This window comes from Parachlamydia acanthamoebae (assembly GCF_000875975.1).
Taxonomy (GTDB): Bacteria; Chlamydiota; Chlamydiia; order Chlamydiales; family Parachlamydiaceae; genus Parachlamydia; species Parachlamydia acanthamoebae.
In genome coordinates this window covers 110,980-126,808 of record NZ_BAWW01000033.1, presented here as the reverse complement: position 1 = coordinate 126,808, position 15,829 = coordinate 110,980, and the positions used below count along the sequence as shown (strand labels likewise).

Annotated in this window: 12 protein-coding genes and 1 pseudogene; 8 read left to right on the top strand and 5 right to left on the bottom strand. The window is 38.5% G+C overall.

Features of this window, described 5'->3' with window-relative positions:
• Nucleotides 1–20 precede the first annotated feature (20 nt).
• The 4 genes from AOM43_RS07695 (at nucleotide 21) to AOM43_RS13735 (ending at nucleotide 5,062) form a co-directional block, all read left to right on the top strand.
• Nucleotides 21–2,594, top strand: coding sequence for a toxin-antitoxin system YwqK family antitoxin (locus AOM43_RS07695; RefSeq protein ID WP_226987448.1), 2,574 nt, complete (start codon nucleotides 21–23; stop codon nucleotides 2,592–2,594).
• Nucleotides 2,595–2,596: 2 nt separating this feature from the next.
• Complete coding sequence (locus AOM43_RS07690; protein ID WP_006342425.1) at nucleotides 2,597–3,010, top strand: Rid family detoxifying hydrolase; 414 nt, start codon at nucleotides 2,597–2,599, stop codon at nucleotides 3,008–3,010.
• 12 nt (nucleotides 3,011–3,022) lie between these two features.
• Entirely contained in the window at nucleotides 3,023–4,474 is a 1,452-nt protein-coding gene (gene dnaB, locus AOM43_RS07685) for a replicative DNA helicase (RefSeq protein ID WP_006342426.1), read from the top strand.
• Between the two features lie 162 nt (nucleotides 4,475–4,636).
• Complete coding sequence (locus AOM43_RS13735; protein ID WP_226987447.1) at nucleotides 4,637–5,062, top strand: hypothetical protein; 426 nt, start codon at nucleotides 4,637–4,639, stop codon at nucleotides 5,060–5,062.
• A 74-nt stretch (nucleotides 5,063–5,136) separates the two neighbouring features.
• Here AOM43_RS13735 and AOM43_RS07675 read toward each other — a convergent pair whose 3' ends face one another.
• A complete protein-coding gene (locus AOM43_RS07675) occupies nucleotides 5,137–7,074 on the bottom strand; it encodes an MBL fold metallo-hydrolase (protein WP_059359738.1) in 1,938 nt (645 codons plus the stop codon).
• Between the two features lie 729 nt (nucleotides 7,075–7,803).
• Between AOM43_RS07675 and AOM43_RS07670 the strand changes: the two genes are divergently transcribed.
• Together AOM43_RS07670 and AOM43_RS07665 are read left to right on the top strand one after the other, a co-directional pair.
• Nucleotides 7,804–8,106 (top strand): hypothetical protein, encoded by a 303-nt coding sequence (locus AOM43_RS07670; protein WP_013925642.1) that lies wholly within the window; start codon nucleotides 7,804–7,806, stop codon nucleotides 8,104–8,106.
• Complete coding sequence (locus tag AOM43_RS07665; protein ID WP_059359736.1) at nucleotides 8,100–9,035, top strand: hypothetical protein; 936 nt, start codon at nucleotides 8,100–8,102, stop codon at nucleotides 9,033–9,035. The genes AOM43_RS07670 and AOM43_RS07665 overlap by 7 nt, the downstream gene beginning before the upstream one ends.
• A 135-nt stretch (nucleotides 9,036–9,170) precedes the next feature.
• On the opposite strand, the gene glmS is transcribed toward AOM43_RS07665, so the two are convergent.
• From glmS to AOM43_RS07650, 3 genes are all read right to left on the bottom strand, one after another.
• Complete coding sequence (gene glmS, locus AOM43_RS07660; protein WP_006342434.1) at nucleotides 9,171–11,000, bottom strand: glutamine--fructose-6-phosphate transaminase (isomerizing); 1,830 nt, start codon at nucleotides 10,998–11,000, stop codon at nucleotides 9,171–9,173.
• Between the two features lie 9 nt (nucleotides 11,001–11,009).
• Nucleotides 11,010–12,389, bottom strand: coding sequence for a phosphoglucosamine mutase (gene glmM, locus AOM43_RS07655; protein WP_006342435.1), 1,380 nt, complete (start codon nucleotides 12,387–12,389; stop codon nucleotides 11,010–11,012).
• Between the two features lie 228 nt (nucleotides 12,390–12,617).
• Nucleotides 12,618–13,805, bottom strand: coding sequence for an F-box/WD repeat-containing protein (locus AOM43_RS07650; RefSeq protein ID WP_152618848.1), 1,188 nt, complete (start codon nucleotides 13,803–13,805; stop codon nucleotides 12,618–12,620).
• A 309-nt stretch (nucleotides 13,806–14,114) separates the two neighbouring features.
• Here AOM43_RS07650 and AOM43_RS07645 point away from each other — a divergent pair, with 309 nt between their 5' ends.
• A complete protein-coding gene (locus AOM43_RS07645) occupies nucleotides 14,115–14,414 on the top strand; it encodes a hypothetical protein (protein ID WP_059359732.1) in 300 nt (99 codons plus the stop codon).
• Between the two features lie 38 nt (nucleotides 14,415–14,452).
• Here the strand turns inward: AOM43_RS07645 and AOM43_RS14180 are convergent.
• Nucleotides 14,453–14,903 (bottom strand): annotated as a pseudogene (locus AOM43_RS14180) (IS701 family transposase); the annotation flags it as partial.
• Nucleotides 14,904–15,550: 647 nt separating this feature from the next.
• On the opposite strand from AOM43_RS14180, the gene AOM43_RS07635 reads away from it, so the two are divergent.
• The gene (locus AOM43_RS07635) at nucleotides 15,551–15,829 is read left to right on the top strand and encodes a fibrinogen C-terminal domain-containing protein (protein ID WP_013925647.1); all 279 of its coding nucleotides are present in this window, start codon (nucleotides 15,551–15,553) and stop codon (nucleotides 15,827–15,829) included.

Here is a 15,829-nt window from a genome sequence, read left to right as displayed (position 1 = left end):
ATTATAATTAAGGATCCCCCATGATGTTTACTTGGAAGCCATCTTCTTTCTGCTTTTTTTTCGGCCTATGCTTGTCTTTTTTTGCATTCGCTGAAGATTCGTATGTCCTCGAACTCAAAAAACGGCAACCTCATTGGAAGCATATTGTCACAGAAACATATGAAACTGGCTCCCCTCTTGCCATTCTTTTTTACGACTTTGATCCCAAACAAAATCTCGATATCCCTGTTAAAGAAGTTCGCTATACTGCAGAGGGAAACATTTGTGTTGAAACAGATCTAGGTATCCTGCCACAAGGACATCCATCTATCCGAGAATTTGCCACAACTGTTGTGCCACAAGGCTTGCGCATCACCTATTCGCCAGAGAGTTTCATCGAAAGAATTGAGAGCTTTCATGAGGGAAAAAGAGAAGGCATGGCCAAAACTTACCAAGGAGAAGGACAACTCGTTTATGACTGTTTTTATAGCAAAGGATTATTAAACGGTCCTTATCATGTCTATGATCACGAAGGGAAAGTAAAAGAGTCGGGAACCTACAAAAATGGGACATTATCTGGCGAGCAAAAATTTTTTCATTTTAATGGCACAACCGCGGCTTTAAGCAACTATGTCGAAGGCCTTCTCGATAAAGAGTCGACAGATTGGTATGAAGATGGAACAATCAAATCTAAATGTTACTACTCCAAAGGGATGCTTTGCGACCAAGGCAATGAACCAGCAAAAAAAACGTTCTATGCTGACAACAGTATCCGGGAAGTCCAGCACGTGCAAAATGGAGTTCCTCATGGAGAATTTATCCTCTACTACCCAAACGGACAAACGCGTTCTCAAGTCCATTATTATTTGGGTAAAAAAGAAGGTGTTGAGCAGGTTTATGCTGACAATGGAGATCTTATAGAAGAAGCCACTTATCAAAGAGGCCTTCCAACAAAAACTCATCGAAAAATACATGAAAATGGGAAGCTCGCTTATCTTGCGACCTACAAAACGCCAGGTGTTCTGGCCGAACCGATTACGGAATGGGACGCGCAAGGCAATAAAATCAAAACTTATACAATGGTCGCGCATCAATTGCATGGAGAATACCGCGAATGGTATCCCAATGGGCAACTTAAACGTGCTTATCTTTATACAAATGGAGAATTCGATGGCCCTCAAGAAGAATATTATGCTTCTGGAGAGATCAAAGTAAGGGCCCATTACCGAAATGGGTTTCATCACGGATCTTATGAAGAGTTCTATGGGAATAAGCAACCACTCATTTCTGCAATCTACGACAATGGGGAAAAGCATGGTCTCTTTCAAATGTGGTATGAAAATGGAACCAAAGAAATAGAAGCGACCTACCTACACAATCGTCCTGTCCATACGTATAAAGCATGGTTCCCTTCTGCGACCCCGCAGATCCTCATGTCGTACGATGCAGAAGGACGCAAAGAAGGACTCCACCAAGAATGGAATGCCTCAGGAGCTTTGATCTATCAGGCCTCCTACCACCAAGATGTTCCACATGGAGAAGTTTCGGAATGGTTTGATGCAGATCAACCTAAACATAAAGTGGTTTATCAGAATGGCAAAAAAGACGGGACTGAAGAAAGCTATTATCCCAACGGGCAACTAGCCACAAAAATTTCTTGGTCACAAGGTTGTTTAGAAGGTGATTACCTCGGCTGGTATAAGGATGGCTCTGTTCAATTTGAAAAACATTATGCTATCAATCAACCTACGGGTACCCATTACGAATATCATCCGAAAGAGGCGGACAAAACGAACCAACAAATCTCTTCTGAGCGTCATTATCAACATGGTAAGCTGCATGGATTACAAGCCCAATATTATGCGCAAGGCACTAAGATGAGTCAAATGGCTTATGAAAATGGGATCTTGCATGGGAAAAAGATCATCTGCTCTCCAGAAGGCCGTATTTTGGAAGAAGCTTATTACCAAAATGGAGATCTCGAAGGTAGATATTACGCCCTTAAATTGGATGGCCGCGAATTTATTTACCATTACAAAAACAATCGCTTACACGGTTTACATCAGGTTTTCTATCCGACCCATCCTCAATTAGGAAGAGTGAAAGCCATGGAAGCCACTTTTGAAAACGGCATCCTGGAAGGCGAAGTGGCCGAATTCAACGAAGTCGGGACAAAAGTATCCAGTACTTTTTATAAAAATGGATTAAAAAATGGGATCGCTGGAGTCTATGCCACAGATGGTCGCATTTATATTTCTGCAGAATTCAAGGATGACAATCAAGATGGCATGGCCTATGAGTACTATGGAAACGGTGCCATCAAAAAACAAGCCCTCTTCATTCAAGACAAAAAAGAAGGCGATGAAAAATCCTTCTTCCCAAGTGGACAGAAATCTGCGATTTATCCTTACAAAAATGGGGAGTTACATGGAACCTGCAGAGAATGGAACGAAGATGGAACTCTTATTTTTGAAGGGGAGTATGTCCATGGAGAAAAACATGGAAAATTCAACAAATATGACGATTTAGGATTGCCTAAAGTTTTGCAAACTTTTGATCATGGCAAATTAATCAATAAGAAAAAAGACACACACGTCCTCAGTGCGAAGGAATAAACATGTCTCAGCTTAGTAAAATTCAGACTTCTGATGCCCCTGCGGCTCTAGGCCCGTATTCACAAGCTGCGGCGGTTGACATGCAGCAAGGACAACTATTATTTGTTTCAGGGCAACTTCCTCTTGACCTCCACACAGGGAAGCTTTTGGAAGGAGATCTTGTTGAAATGACACATTTGGTCATTCAACATATTCGAAACATTCTCGAAGCTGCCGGTTCCGACTTAACCCACGTGATCCGCACAGACGTTTTTTTAAAAGATTTGGCTGATTTTACAACTTTTAATAATGCTTATCAAATGCACTTTCCTGGACCTGTTTTTCCTGCGCGGCAAACGATCCAAGCCGCCAAGCTACCACTCGATTCTCCTTTGGAAATCTCGTGCATAGCCCTAATCCCCTTTAAAGATCAATAAAGAGAGAATGAGATGTCTGATGCCTCTATAAAAGTCAAAATTGCACCAAACTCAAAAGAATCCGAAATGATGGTATTGGGTTGCATGTTAACAAGTATTAACGCTCTTAACGTCGCAGCTGATGCTTTGGATGATGCAGACTTTTACTACACTGAACATAAACTCATTTTTCAAACTCTTAAAGATGCCTATAAGAGTGACAAACCTGCGGATGTGCACTTAGTTTGTGAAGAGCTCAAAAGACAGGACAAACTTAAAACAGTGGGTGGCGTTGCCTATGTCACTACCCTCGCCCAGTTTGCGGGAACATCGGCACATATCGAAGAATATTGCGAGCTGGTGCGCAACAAAGCGATGCTGCGCAGTATGATCCATGCTGCCCAACATGTTGAAAAACGTGCCCTTGAAGAACCAGCTGATGTCTCAGAAGCATTAGATGAAGCACAACAACTTTTCTTTCAGATTAGCCAATCAGCTGCTGCTGCTAGTGGAGTTTTGATCGGGCAAATTTTATCTGGTGTTAAATCCGAATCACAAGTGCCCTTTCTTAAGGAGCTTCAACAAAGGCAAGAGCTTTATCATCAACGTGGTCCAGAAGACACAGGAGTTACAGGCACACCTTCTCACTATACAGACCTCGACACCATGTTAAATGGTTTGAATAATTCAAACTTGATGATATTAGCAGCGAGGCCTGCAATGGGTAAAACGGCCTTTGCCATTAATATCGCGGAAAATGTGTGCTTCAAAGGCAATATCCCTGTTGGAATCTTCTCGCTTGAGATGAGCGCAGAGCAACTTGTGCATCGTATTGTCTGCTCTCAATCGGAAGTGGAATCGGATAAAATCAAAACCGGTGCGCTTAATGGAATTGAATACCAACGTGTTGTAGCGGCCGTTAATAACATGCAAAACCACATGATGGTAATTGATGATCAGCCAGGCCTTAAAATAACTGATTTAAGAGCCAGGGCTCGTCGTATGAAGGAAACATATGGCATTGGATTTCTTATCATCGACTACCTCCAGCTTATCTCAGGATCAGGCACTAATCGAGGTGGCGAAAACCGACAAAACGAAATTTCTGAAATTTCCCGTATGTTAAAAAACCTAGCACGAGAACTCAATATTCCTGTCCTTTGCTTGTCTCAGCTCTCCAGAAAAGTGGAAGAGCGCACAGGCCACCGTCCAATGATGAGTGACCTGCGTGAAAGCGGAAGTATTGAGCAAGATTCCGATATCATCATGTTCTTGCTCAGACGCGAGTACTACGACCCACTAGATAAGCCAGGAATGGCCGAAGTGATCGTTGCCAAAAACCGTCATGGTAGCGTAGGAAGTGTTAACTTAACCTTCCGCAAAGAGATCGCCCAATTTGCCAACTACACACCTGTGCGTTTCGAAAACGATTTTGCAGATAAAGAAGCTGAAGCTGAATTCAATCCGTTTTCTCCAGCAAAATAAATAGATGGCTCATGCAGCCCACATTTATCCCTCCTTCCTTGCAAAGCAACATGATCGCTTTGCATAGGACGGATATAAAAAAACATCCTTTTTGATCAAAAAAATCCGATGCTTTACTGCCGTTTTGAAAGCATTTTTAAAAATGCACATAATGATCGGAGCTTGCAAGATGCATTTGCTGATATCAATAACAGAAACTTTTATCACGAAAGCTTACCTAACACTCTTTTCTCTACCTCTGAATTGACGACACATCCAGGATTTCATATGAGGGCTTTTTTTATTGGGGTTAAAGGCTTGACTACACAAAAGAAATATAAGAGTTCTATGAAATTTGTAGATGCTTTTCAACAATTTGGGCACATTCTTTTTTATTATAATGTTGAAACTACAATGTGGCATCTTTCCTTTTCTAACGATAAAGCTAATAAGGCTATAGCTTTCTCCAGTCTACATGAGATCCTTGATAGAGCACTGAGGACATCCTCTCCTTTCCCTGAAGATGTTGAACAAGCAAAAATTTTCACAAGTGACTACGAGAATCTATCCTCACAAAAAGAGAAAAATAGTCAAAGAAAATCGAGATAAATTTCTTCGTCCTAAAAGACTATGGTTTTCACATACCATAGCCTTTTAGGAAGTCTTTTTGTTCAAATCAAAAACTAAAAAAAGGTATTCTCTAATTGATCCTCTTTTCGTGTTTCTAAACCCAAACGTGCGCCAATCTTAGAAACAATCACTGTTTCTTGAAGAAGTTTAGAGATTTCATCTGGCAACAATCTTTTACCATCTTCAAATACAAAATCTTTTGCAAATGCACAAAGCTCATCATAAACCTGCTTTTCATAGCTTTTAAGGCCTAGTTCTTTTTCTATTAATTGATTGCGAACTTTTACACTTGTTTTAGCTAGTCTTGCCTCTACTTTTGCCATTTTTTTCTCAGATAATGACTTTGTTGTTAATTTTTCTCTCTGTTTAGCAATCCGAGTTTTCACTTTCTCTTCAATTTGTGCTAAATGTGTATTTGTGTCTTCATAAACTGACAAAGCTGCTAGAACTCTTTGCAGGCTATCTTTAGTATCGCTTAAATGTAGATTTCCCAATTTATATGCCATAGTATGCATGTAAATTGTTTTCAACTCTCCTGCTTGTCTCAAAAATTCTTCTTTATCCATTCCTTCTTGATAAACTCTAGAAATCATCATCTTAAAATGCATCCAAAGTCCATCTACAGAAGCCTGATGTGTACTTTCCATGTTCTTTCTAACTTCATCAGGACCACCTGGCTGAAAATTCCAACGAATGCTAAAGTTCTCTCTCAGCTTTTGAATGTGATCATCATTTAAACGTGCCGTATCACCCGCAAAATAAATGTCACCGCCTTCATTCCCTTGAATAACATAGCCTAGAAAAGTTGACTCATGCCCATCGCAAGGTCCAATCCCACTCCAATGACGTGCAGGAGTCGCCGCTATCTGCATGTGATAACGTTCGCCATTCTTTTCAAATTCTAGATCTTTTTTTTCCCACCAATCGAGCTCTATAATGTTCGCATGGTCGAATCCAATTTTTTTTGCCAGTTTTGCATATCGATCGCCATCACCCACAGGAACAACCATAATCGGTTGTTGCGCAAATATTTTTTTCACGGTCTCTTTGTTATAGTGATCCATATGATTGTGGGAAAGCAAGTAGACATCAGGAGCTGGGGTTTCTTCCATGGGACGAGCAAATTTCGTTTGTCTTGGATAAAGGAGGCGGTGAAGATCTCCCTCAACGGGGTCCGTGATTACATTAAAAGAAGCGACTGTTCCTTTATCAGATTTAAGAGGAATGCTTAAAAATAAAGTTGCATGTCCAAGCCAGAAAGATGTGGGCTCTGTCGTTAGATTTAATGGACTTGTACGGGGAGCATAAATCTGTTCATCTGTTTCATTGTTTGTGCGATAATGGTATTTTTGAAAGGCTGTCACTTCATGCCCGAATATTTTAGCGGTGCCCTCAATTACTCGACCCATGACGCTCAAAACTCTTTCTCTTTGCGTACTTGTAAAAATTTTTCCGGCTTCTTTTGCATGATCAAGATTATCATTAGGATATCGACGAATATTGTATTTTTTCACAAAACGTCTTTCTTTAACAATCACCGGTTTATCATTTTGAAGATCAGCTGAGATGTCTTGATCTGTAACTCCAATAACTGTTGTTGGATTTAATTCAGAAACTTTATCATTTTTTACAAAATTCAGTTTGATTTTATTTGCTAATACAGATTTAACCAGCAATTTATGTTTTGTAATGGCTGCAAGAGTTTGATTGTATTTTTGAACAGCTAAAAAAAGATCTGTTGGCTCTGTATGTTTTCCGATAAATTCTTCTCGGTCGAGCGCTGAAATTAATTGAATATTTTTATCAATTATTTTTTCTAATTTATTTAAATGTGACTTCGCATAAAAAAGGGAAAGAAGGTGACGCCTAATAAATCCATTTTCTTGAATAGATCCAGACTTTTTATTTATTCTGAAATAATTAGGACTTTTAGAAATATTATTGGAAATCGTCAGTAAATTATTCGTCATTATTTTTGAATCAATCGCCATTTAAATCCCCCTAGCTTTTTTTACATTATAACATTGGAAATTATTTTTATAAACAAATCTCCAACTTTACTCTAAATTCAAAGCCTGATAATTCTATGAAGGTGAAGTTAGAGAAGAAGAAAATATTTGAAATTAATAATAAAAATAGGAACAGGCCACAAAGAAAGCAGGTATTATTAAAGGGACTTAACCAATCGACTCCTTCCATCAAATTGCTCAAAAGCTTCTCTCAAAAATCACTTTGCTACGACACAGGGCTATAGTGGAACAATTTTCGTTAATCAAAGCAATTTGTCCATGTTTCATTTCGAGAGAAATCTCGCTAAAAAGACAACGAGAATGCATATTCGAAGCCATGCTAGCAAGTAAGTACAAGGGCATATGCCTATTCACCAAAAATATCAGCAAGATGTAGTTCCACTTGGAACCTGCGGCATAAACGGAAGTCACTAAAACCACAGTGTGTCGAATTCTAAAAATTCAGAAAGAGATCTAATCATTAAAATTTATGCGAACAAAATCATAAAATTTTTCGGGTGATAAAGTACAAAAAGTTAAATCTTTTCTGTTAGTTTTTAGAGCTTTTTGGTAGCGTTGGTCTCAAGAAATTTAGGAAAAGATTTTTATATGCTTTCAAATTTAAAGACGACCTAATCACTAATTTTAAGGAGAAATTCCGTGAAATATTTTCTCAAATGATTATTTTTTCTAATCTGCTTTTTTTCTTCTATGTGTCTTTCGGCAGCACATGTTAGCGACTCCCCGGCTCCAAGATATCCAGAAAAATTATATTTTGATTCACACGATGTGGAAATCGCTGACAATGCCATTTATATTCATTTAGAAAATAATTTGATCGAAACAAACGTTATACGAACCGATCAACAAGGATTTTATATTTTTGAGAACGATATAACCAATTATGAAGTCGTAGGAGGAATAGAAAAAAAGTGGAAATGTCCTTACTGTTATCATTGGTGGCCGGTTGGTCATAAATGCAAAAATACGGAATATCCGACCAATAAATGGTAAAAGGAAAACAAAAGAGAGTTCTAAAAAGCACTCTTAAAAATCTAGTAAAGCCGGTAAGTTTTGTTTTATACGGCTTGCTCATTGCAACTTTGCTTTGGCAGTACAGTCAAAGTAAAACAGTTTCATTGAAGTATCTAGATCAACGAGGATCAACACATACGCTTTCCCTTCCAGTAAAAGACAGAGAAAGGCTTGCTAGGCTTATGCAAAAACTTTTTGCTGAAAATAGCTTTGCCTATACTATTTTAGGCTCCAAACCAGTTTCTTGGGAGAACTACCAGAATCCCTTGCCACTATCTGATTGGGCAAGGTTTTACGAGTCATTTTCAGAACATAACCGTACCATACGCTCCGGTTGGAAAACTTGGGAGAAATACCAGCATTTATTTCCCTTAGCACTCCTTTGGGCGGAAAGCCCTAAATGTCATCCAGAATTGATTTCAATCATAATTGTCAATAAAGATCGATTTAATGATGTCGTTAATAAAAATAAAGGAGATTTTCAAAGAGTTCTTTGCCGTTCGGTTGTGGACGGCTTCCAACTGATTAAAGAGGCAAAAAATCGCTCACTCATGAATGAAGTATTGGAAGGGCATCAAGGTCTCATCGGAATAGTGCTTGGCTATGGAAGAGATAATTCTTGGCAATTTCTTGAAGGTTGTAAAAATCGCACGCCCATTGGTTGGATTTGGGGAGAAGAGGATGACTCTTTCGTCGAAGAATCTATAGAGTCAGATATCAATTTGACCGATTATTATTTATCACTTTATTCTTGCCCCAGTTTTGCGGGGGACCCTAATTCTGAAGAATCATTAGCGCTTAAAACAGAATACCTTTTGACAAAACAAAAGGTAATGGATTACTACAAGGATAAAGATTTTTTAGAGGCGACATTAAGTTTACTTGCTGGGTATTATCTCCGAGAGTGATTCCGGGAAGGGAACCTGCACTGGGCATAAACTTACCGGAAAGGTTTCCAGATAAAAAGAATATGTTGCCCGGCCTCACCCTTTATTCCGAAAGTTTGACGCAAAGCCTTAGATTTTGCTCTGCGTCTTCTAGAATTATTCGACTGTGACTGACTTTGCTAAGTTACGTGGTTGGTCAATTTCTGCACCACGCTCTTTTGCGATATAATAAGCCAAAAGCTGAGATGCCACGGTTGTTAAAACCCCCGAAATCTCATCGATGGTTTGAGGAATATAGATGATATCATCGGCAATCCCTTCAAGGCCCCTTTCACAAGTCTCTGCAATCGCAATGATTTTTCCGCTACGAGCTTTAATTTCCATCAAATTGCTCAGAAGCTTCTCAAAAGTCGCTTTGTTGCCACATAGGGCCACAGTGGGACAATTTTCGTTAATCAAAGCAATTGGCCCATGCTTCATTTCTCCCGCAGGATAGCCATTGGCATTGATATAAGAAATTTCTTTCAGCTTGAGGGCTCCTTCTAAACTTGCAGGATACATGTAGCTTCTCCCCAAGTAAAAGAAGTTTTCATAATGTGCATATTTTTTTGCAATCTCTTGAATCTTAGCACTTTGGTCTAATATTTCTTGTACTTGATCAGGAAGCTTTTGCAATGCCTCTAAGAAGATTTGCCCCTCTTTTTTGTCCATATGGCGCATGCGAGCCATTAACAAAGTGAAAAGAGACAGCACAACAACTTGACTGGTAAATGCTTTTGTTGAGCACACCCCGATTTCTTGCCCTGCCTTAAGGAAAATGCTTGCGTCTGCTTCTCGTGCTAAATGAGACCCTTCCACATTGCAAATAGCCAAGACCTTCACACCTTTCGTCTTTAACTCGCGAACGGCTGCTAACGTATCTGCCGTTTCCCCGGATTGACTAATGGCAATAGCCAAAGTACCCGCTGGGACCACGGGATTTTTATAGCGAAACTCTGAAGAAATCTCGACTTGTACAGGAATGCGCGCACGATCTTCTAGCATATAAGCAGCCAAATACCCTGCATGCCAAGAAGTTCCACAAGCTAGAATTAAAATTCTTTCAACGGATAGCAACTCATTCACTTCAAAATTGATCCCTTCAAATAAGGCTGTTCCATAATCTTGAATAAAACGACCTGAAAGTGCATTGCGAATGGTTTGAGGTTGCTCAAAAATCTCTTTCAACGTGTAATGTTCATAAGATCCTTTTGAAGCACTTTCTAGAAGAGCGTGCATTTTTTCTGTTTTTTTCTCAATTTCCCCTTTCGTCACATCAAAAACCTCTAGCTTATCCGCTTTTACCACAGCAATTTCGCCACTTAATAAAAACGCGACTTCTCGCGTATGAGCTGCAAAAGCATGCGGATCTGAAGCCACAAAAGCTTCTCCTGTACCAATACCAACAACCAAAGGTGATTCATGTGCAATAGCAATGATCTGATCGGGAAAGTCACGATGAATGAGGGCAATTGCAAAAGTTCCTTTAAGAAAAGGGATGGTTTTCTTTACGGCTTCAAGAAGGTCTCCTTTATAGAACTTCCCAATCAAATGAGCAACCACCTCTGTATCTGTATCAGAAGAAAATTTAACTCCTTCTGCCTTCAATTCTCGGCGAAGAGCATCGTGATTCTCAATAATTCCATTATGAACAATCGCTAAGGAATGACTCTCGTTAAAATGGGGATGTGCATTGGCTTTGTTCGGCTTTCCATGTGTCGCCCAGCGGGTCTGTCCAATGGCCATATGCCCTAAAGTCATTTGAGCTTCTTTGACTTCTTTTTCTAAAACTGCGATCTTGCCAACTTCTTTACAAAAGGCAATTTCACCCTCGCAAACTCCCGCAATGCCGGCCGAGTCATATCCCCGATATTCCAAACGTTTTAATCCATCTAACACAATATCAATCGGATTTTTAAGGCCTACATACCCAATAATTCCACACATGCCTTCTTCCTATTTTTCGGGGGTTCCAATTTGTTTTCTGACCTCGTCAGCAATTTGATTTGCCAATTGCTGCACTTGTTGCAATTTGGGTCCTTCTACCATCACACGACAAATGTTTTCTGTCCCCGAATAACGGAGAAGCACACGTCCGGAATCGCCCAAAATCTCTTCCACTTCTGCAACTTTTTGATTAACTCCTGGCAAAGCTTCAAATGTAGGCTTAGAGCTGACCTTCACGTTGACACAGACTTGAGGATATTTTTTTACAAGGGCGGCTAAATCTGATAGTTTTGAATCTGTTTCAATCATGATGCGCATGACTTGCAATGCACACACCAATCCATCCCCTGTCGTATTGTGATCGAGAAAGATTAAGTGCCCACTTTGCTCTCCCCCCAGATTAGCGTCATGCTCAAGCATATCTTGAATGACATAGCGATCTCCAACTTGAGATTTAATCACTTCAATTCCCAGCTCTTCCATGGCCTTCACAAATCCGAAATTACTCATTATTGTAGAAACAACCTTATTGCCTTTCAGAATTCCTCTGCGCTGCATATCTTTGGCACAAATAGCAAGAATTGTATCTCCATCAATAATTTGTGCATTTTCGTCGACCATGATAACGCGATCCGCATCTCCATCAAGAGCAATCCCTACATCAGCTCGATGCTCAATGACAGCTTTTTGAATGGTTTCAGGATATAGAGAGCCGCATTGCAAATTGATGTTTAAGCCATCTGGATTATTTCCATACACAAATACCTTGGCATCTAATTCTCTAAAAATCAATGGCGCTACTTTATAACCTGCTCCATTCGCGCAATCGAGCGCAATCGTTAGATTTTTTAGAGATAATCGACGTGGAAAAGTGGCTTTTGCAAATTCTATATAGCGCCCATCGGCATCTGTCACTTTAAAGTTTTTTCCAATGTCGTGATCTGCAGGCAAACTATCGTCAAAGTTATTTGTCGAAACCAGCTCTTCCATTTGCTTTTCCCACGTATCGGGCAATTTAAAACCATCCGAAGAGAAAAATTTAATGCCATTGTCATAATAAGGATTGTGAGAAGCAGAAATTACGATTCCTGCATCAGCGCGATACGCACGCGTGATAAACGCAACGCCAGGTGTTGGAAGAGGACCGACCATCAAAGTGTCAACGCCCATAGAGCAAAGGCCAGAAATCAAAGCATTTTCAAACATATAGCACGATAAACGGGTATCCTTACCAATCACAACCCGATGCTTGCCTTCGTGAGAACGAAAGATTTTCCCCGCTGCACGCCCCAACGCTAAAGCTGTTTCAACGGTCATGGGAGATCGATTCGCCTTTCCACGAACACCGTCTGTTCCAAAAATTTTCTCTGATTTTGTGCGATCTTTCACCTTACTTCCCTCCCATTAAATTCTCACGATGAACGCTTCTAGCTGAGTAAACATCGATGCTAAATTTAAAGCAGACTAGCGCATCATCTCTCTGAGATCAAGTAAAAAGAACGCTATGAATAGCTAATTTATTATAGCATAAAAAGCTTAAATTGTCTCTCATTACGATCTGAAAGAATCCTGAGAAAAAAATGAGCCATTCGTGGAAATTTCGCCCTGTATCATTCGTTATTTTGTATAAATATCGGGAAGTTCATAGATAAAAAAACAATTTTGGCTAAAACAAATCACTTTTCCATCATCGGATACATTCAAATGGCAGATTCTTCCTGCATGCTCGATCCGGTGAATTTTAAGTCTTATGCAGGTCTCTAAATCCCAAATATGAAAAGATGTATTCTCTCGACTATCATTTTTAGACATGCTAATGATCATTCGATTAAAGATAACAATAGAATGTAGAGGCTTTTCTTCGTGTTCTAAATGATTGAATCGACGGAGCAGATTTCCTTTCATGTCCCAAATACAAATCTTTCCATTTTTTGTTCCTCCTACAATCTTGTTATCTGAAAGTGCTAGACAAGTGATTTCCTCGTGAGTGTCGAAAGAATGAATAAGAAGGTAATTATCTAAATCCCATATCTTCATTGTTTTATCAGAGGCAACGCTAAATAAAACAGAATTTTGGGCTTTGAGACACAGTATTTCTGCATCGAGATGCCTTAACTCAGCAATCTTTTTTAAAGAATCTTTCCGGTAAACCTGAATTTCCCCACTTACATATCCGCAAATAATATGCTCCTGAACACAAATCAAAGCGCTTAAACAATTTGAAATAGCAATTTCATTTAATATCTTCTGTGTTTCGAGACAAACGACTGCTAATGCACATCCGTAATTGACAGCAATCGTACGAAAATCAATTGTATCAAAACTATAAATAGTTGCTGATAAACATATTGAAGCAAGTCTTTTATATGTTTTGATATTCCAAATTTTAACAATCCCTTGATTATTGATATTTTGCCCCATAATCAACGTTTTACTTTCGTTGATGCATGAATTTGGTTGTATGATCGAACGAAAAAACGGATTTCCTTGATTACTCAAGCAAAATTGACAGGATAGTAATCGTATAGCTAAAGGGCAACTTCTCAATTGCCAAAATCTTTTGCATTCCTCAACGAAATTTTCTGGGTGATTCCGCTCAATTTCAGGGAATCTTTTTTTTAATATTTCATTAAAAAAGGGCTTTGAAAGAATTTTCCATGTTTTGCATGCCAAGCTCACTTCCACGACAGATCGCATATTCAGATAGGAAATAAAAATATGTAAAACCAATTCGGTGGGTAAATTAAAAAGTAAAGTTTCGGAATGGGTCGGATATTGCCCTGAAGAATTTAAGGAAATCATCATAGCTCCTACGTCATAAACCAGAAATATGAACGTAAGTAATATTTGATAATAATTGCAATTTTTTTTGTAAAAAAGGGAATTGGAACAATAAAAGTTTTTATTAAAATAACTTTAGCAAGGGAAACAATTATATATGATATAATAAATTAGAGATTAATTTAAAATGGGGGAACTTTAGTATGGATCCTTCACACTAATTCTTCTCATCTCACGGACTCATCTATATTCCAAATCGCAGGACTTCAACCTGGAGATATCTTAACACGTCAAAAAAATAATAAAACGATTACACGCGCCCAAAAAATTTTATTGGGCCCTAACTCCCGCTATGTCAATTCTAATCACATCGCGATCGTCAAATCGATTGATAAAGATAAAATCACTCTTTTAGAATCTGTGAATAACAACAAAACAGAAAAAGGGGTATGTGTTCTTCAGTATACTCCAGAAGAATTTAAAAAATATTTAGGCAAAAATGGCATACACGTTTTAAGAAATGACACCCTAAAAAAATTCTTGAATGAAACCACTCAAACATTTTCCGACAATTATTTTAATCAAACAGCCAAGCCACATATGGTTTTAAACATTTGGCCAGCACAACTCTGAGATCAAAGGCTACGGAAAGGGGCCGTCTGCGAACATTGTATTCCTTCGAAAAATTGATTTTTAGTAGTAGATGCCGCCTTTTTCTTTTTTAATTTTTATATCGCAAAAATGAAGGTCTTTATTTATGACTTCATATGCTATTGGAAGGGCAATATCAGCATAACGAATTAACCCTGATAAAACATTCATTCCCTTAACGCATCTTACCTTCGCATGTGAAAAATGCCAATAAACAATTTCATTTTCATCCGTATAAGGTTTTCTTCTGTGGCATCATCGATAATGAGAACCCCTCCTGTTGTTTGTTCATGCTGACGAACATCTGACTTGACAAAAGTCTTTTGAACCATAGTCATGGCGGTTCAAAAATCTAGGGATTTGGTCGTGGCTAAGTCCGCCTTCTAGAAGATTAGAAAGCCCTATAGCTGTTGCCTGTTGATTTTGGTAAATTAGGTAATCTGTATAGATGTCGAGAATATCTTGAGGCATATTTTTTCCATTTTTTGAAAAAAATTTACTCCTTTAAAATTCTTTTTTCAAGCACTTGCTGTGTAAGGTGAGTTAGTTAGAGAAGCTTGTCTCTAAGACCTTGAGAAGGAAAAAATAAACGTGGGATCACTTAAATAGAAAAGAATCCGAAAATAAAAAAAGATGACTAAAAAAAGATTAGGCTTATAAGCTAACCAATTGCTTGGCCGACTGATTCAGCATGCTATCTTCGTGAGGTCACGCAAAACATATAAACTAGAGGTTATATACTGTGCAATTTTAATTGAGGAGAACTAAAACGCGTATTTTAAAATTAGTTTTATTGTTAATGTTTGTTGTTACAAATCTATCTTCAAATGAAGACTTCAGTAAATTTCAAAATGAAACGAACAAATTTTATATTTCTTCATCAGACATATTTCTTGAAGAATCTCAAATTTTTGTGATACGTGATAGTGAACTATTTACAGTTGATTCAATACAAGTAGATAATTACGGATTTTTCATTGAAAGTCCCAAGGCTCTAGAACCTCATTACCGCAAAAATTGCGGATCTATGGCGAACGGTGACATATGTACGAACTGTAATAAAAACCCTCGTTATAAATAAACACTTAGGTTTGCTGGTCGTAAAAATGCGTTTTTATATGGGTTTACTTTTTTTATTTTTGCATATTTGTAAGTTGTCTGCAGATAATATCAGTGCTTTAACTGAGGCCCTTGAACCAGAGGAAAGAGCAGACTTAACAGATTTTTTTAAGAGAGCCGTTTTTTACGATCAGTTTGCCTATACCTTCGAAGGGTATAAAGCAATCGCGTTGTCCGGTGATTTTTTATATTACCACCTAATTCCTTATGGGAAAGACGTTATACGCGCTCCCTCTCCAGGAAGGTTGGAAGGTTTGGTTAAAGCAGTCAAATTTTAA

Excerpts from the sequence above, each read along its gene's own strand:
- AOM43_RS07695 (WP_226987448.1), top strand. The coding sequence starts at position 21 with ATGATGTTTACTTGGAAGCCATCTTCTTTCTGCTTTTTTTTCGGCCTA.
- AOM43_RS07690 (WP_006342425.1), top strand. The coding sequence starts at position 2,597 with ATGTCTCAGCTTAGTAAAATTCAGACTTCTGATGCCCCTGCGGCTCTA.
- dnaB (WP_006342426.1), top strand. The coding sequence starts at position 3,023 with ATGTCTGATGCCTCTATAAAAGTCAAAATTGCACCAAACTCAAAAGAA.
- AOM43_RS07675 (WP_059359738.1), bottom strand. The coding sequence starts at position 7,074 with ATGGCGATTGATTCAAAAATAATGACGAATAATTTACTGACGATTTCC.
- AOM43_RS07670 (WP_013925642.1), top strand. The coding sequence starts at position 7,804 with ATGTGTCTTTCGGCAGCACATGTTAGCGACTCCCCGGCTCCAAGATAT.
- AOM43_RS07665 (WP_059359736.1), top strand. The coding sequence starts at position 8,100 with ATGGTAAAAGGAAAACAAAAGAGAGTTCTAAAAAGCACTCTTAAAAAT.
- glmS (WP_006342434.1), bottom strand. The coding sequence starts at position 11,000 with ATGTGTGGAATTATTGGGTATGTAGGCCTTAAAAATCCGATTGATATT.
- AOM43_RS07650 (WP_152618848.1), bottom strand. The coding sequence starts at position 13,805 with ATGATGATTTCCTTAAATTCTTCAGGGCAATATCCGACCCATTCCGAA.
- AOM43_RS07635 (WP_013925647.1), top strand. The coding sequence starts at position 15,551 with ATGGGTTTACTTTTTTTATTTTTGCATATTTGTAAGTTGTCTGCAGAT.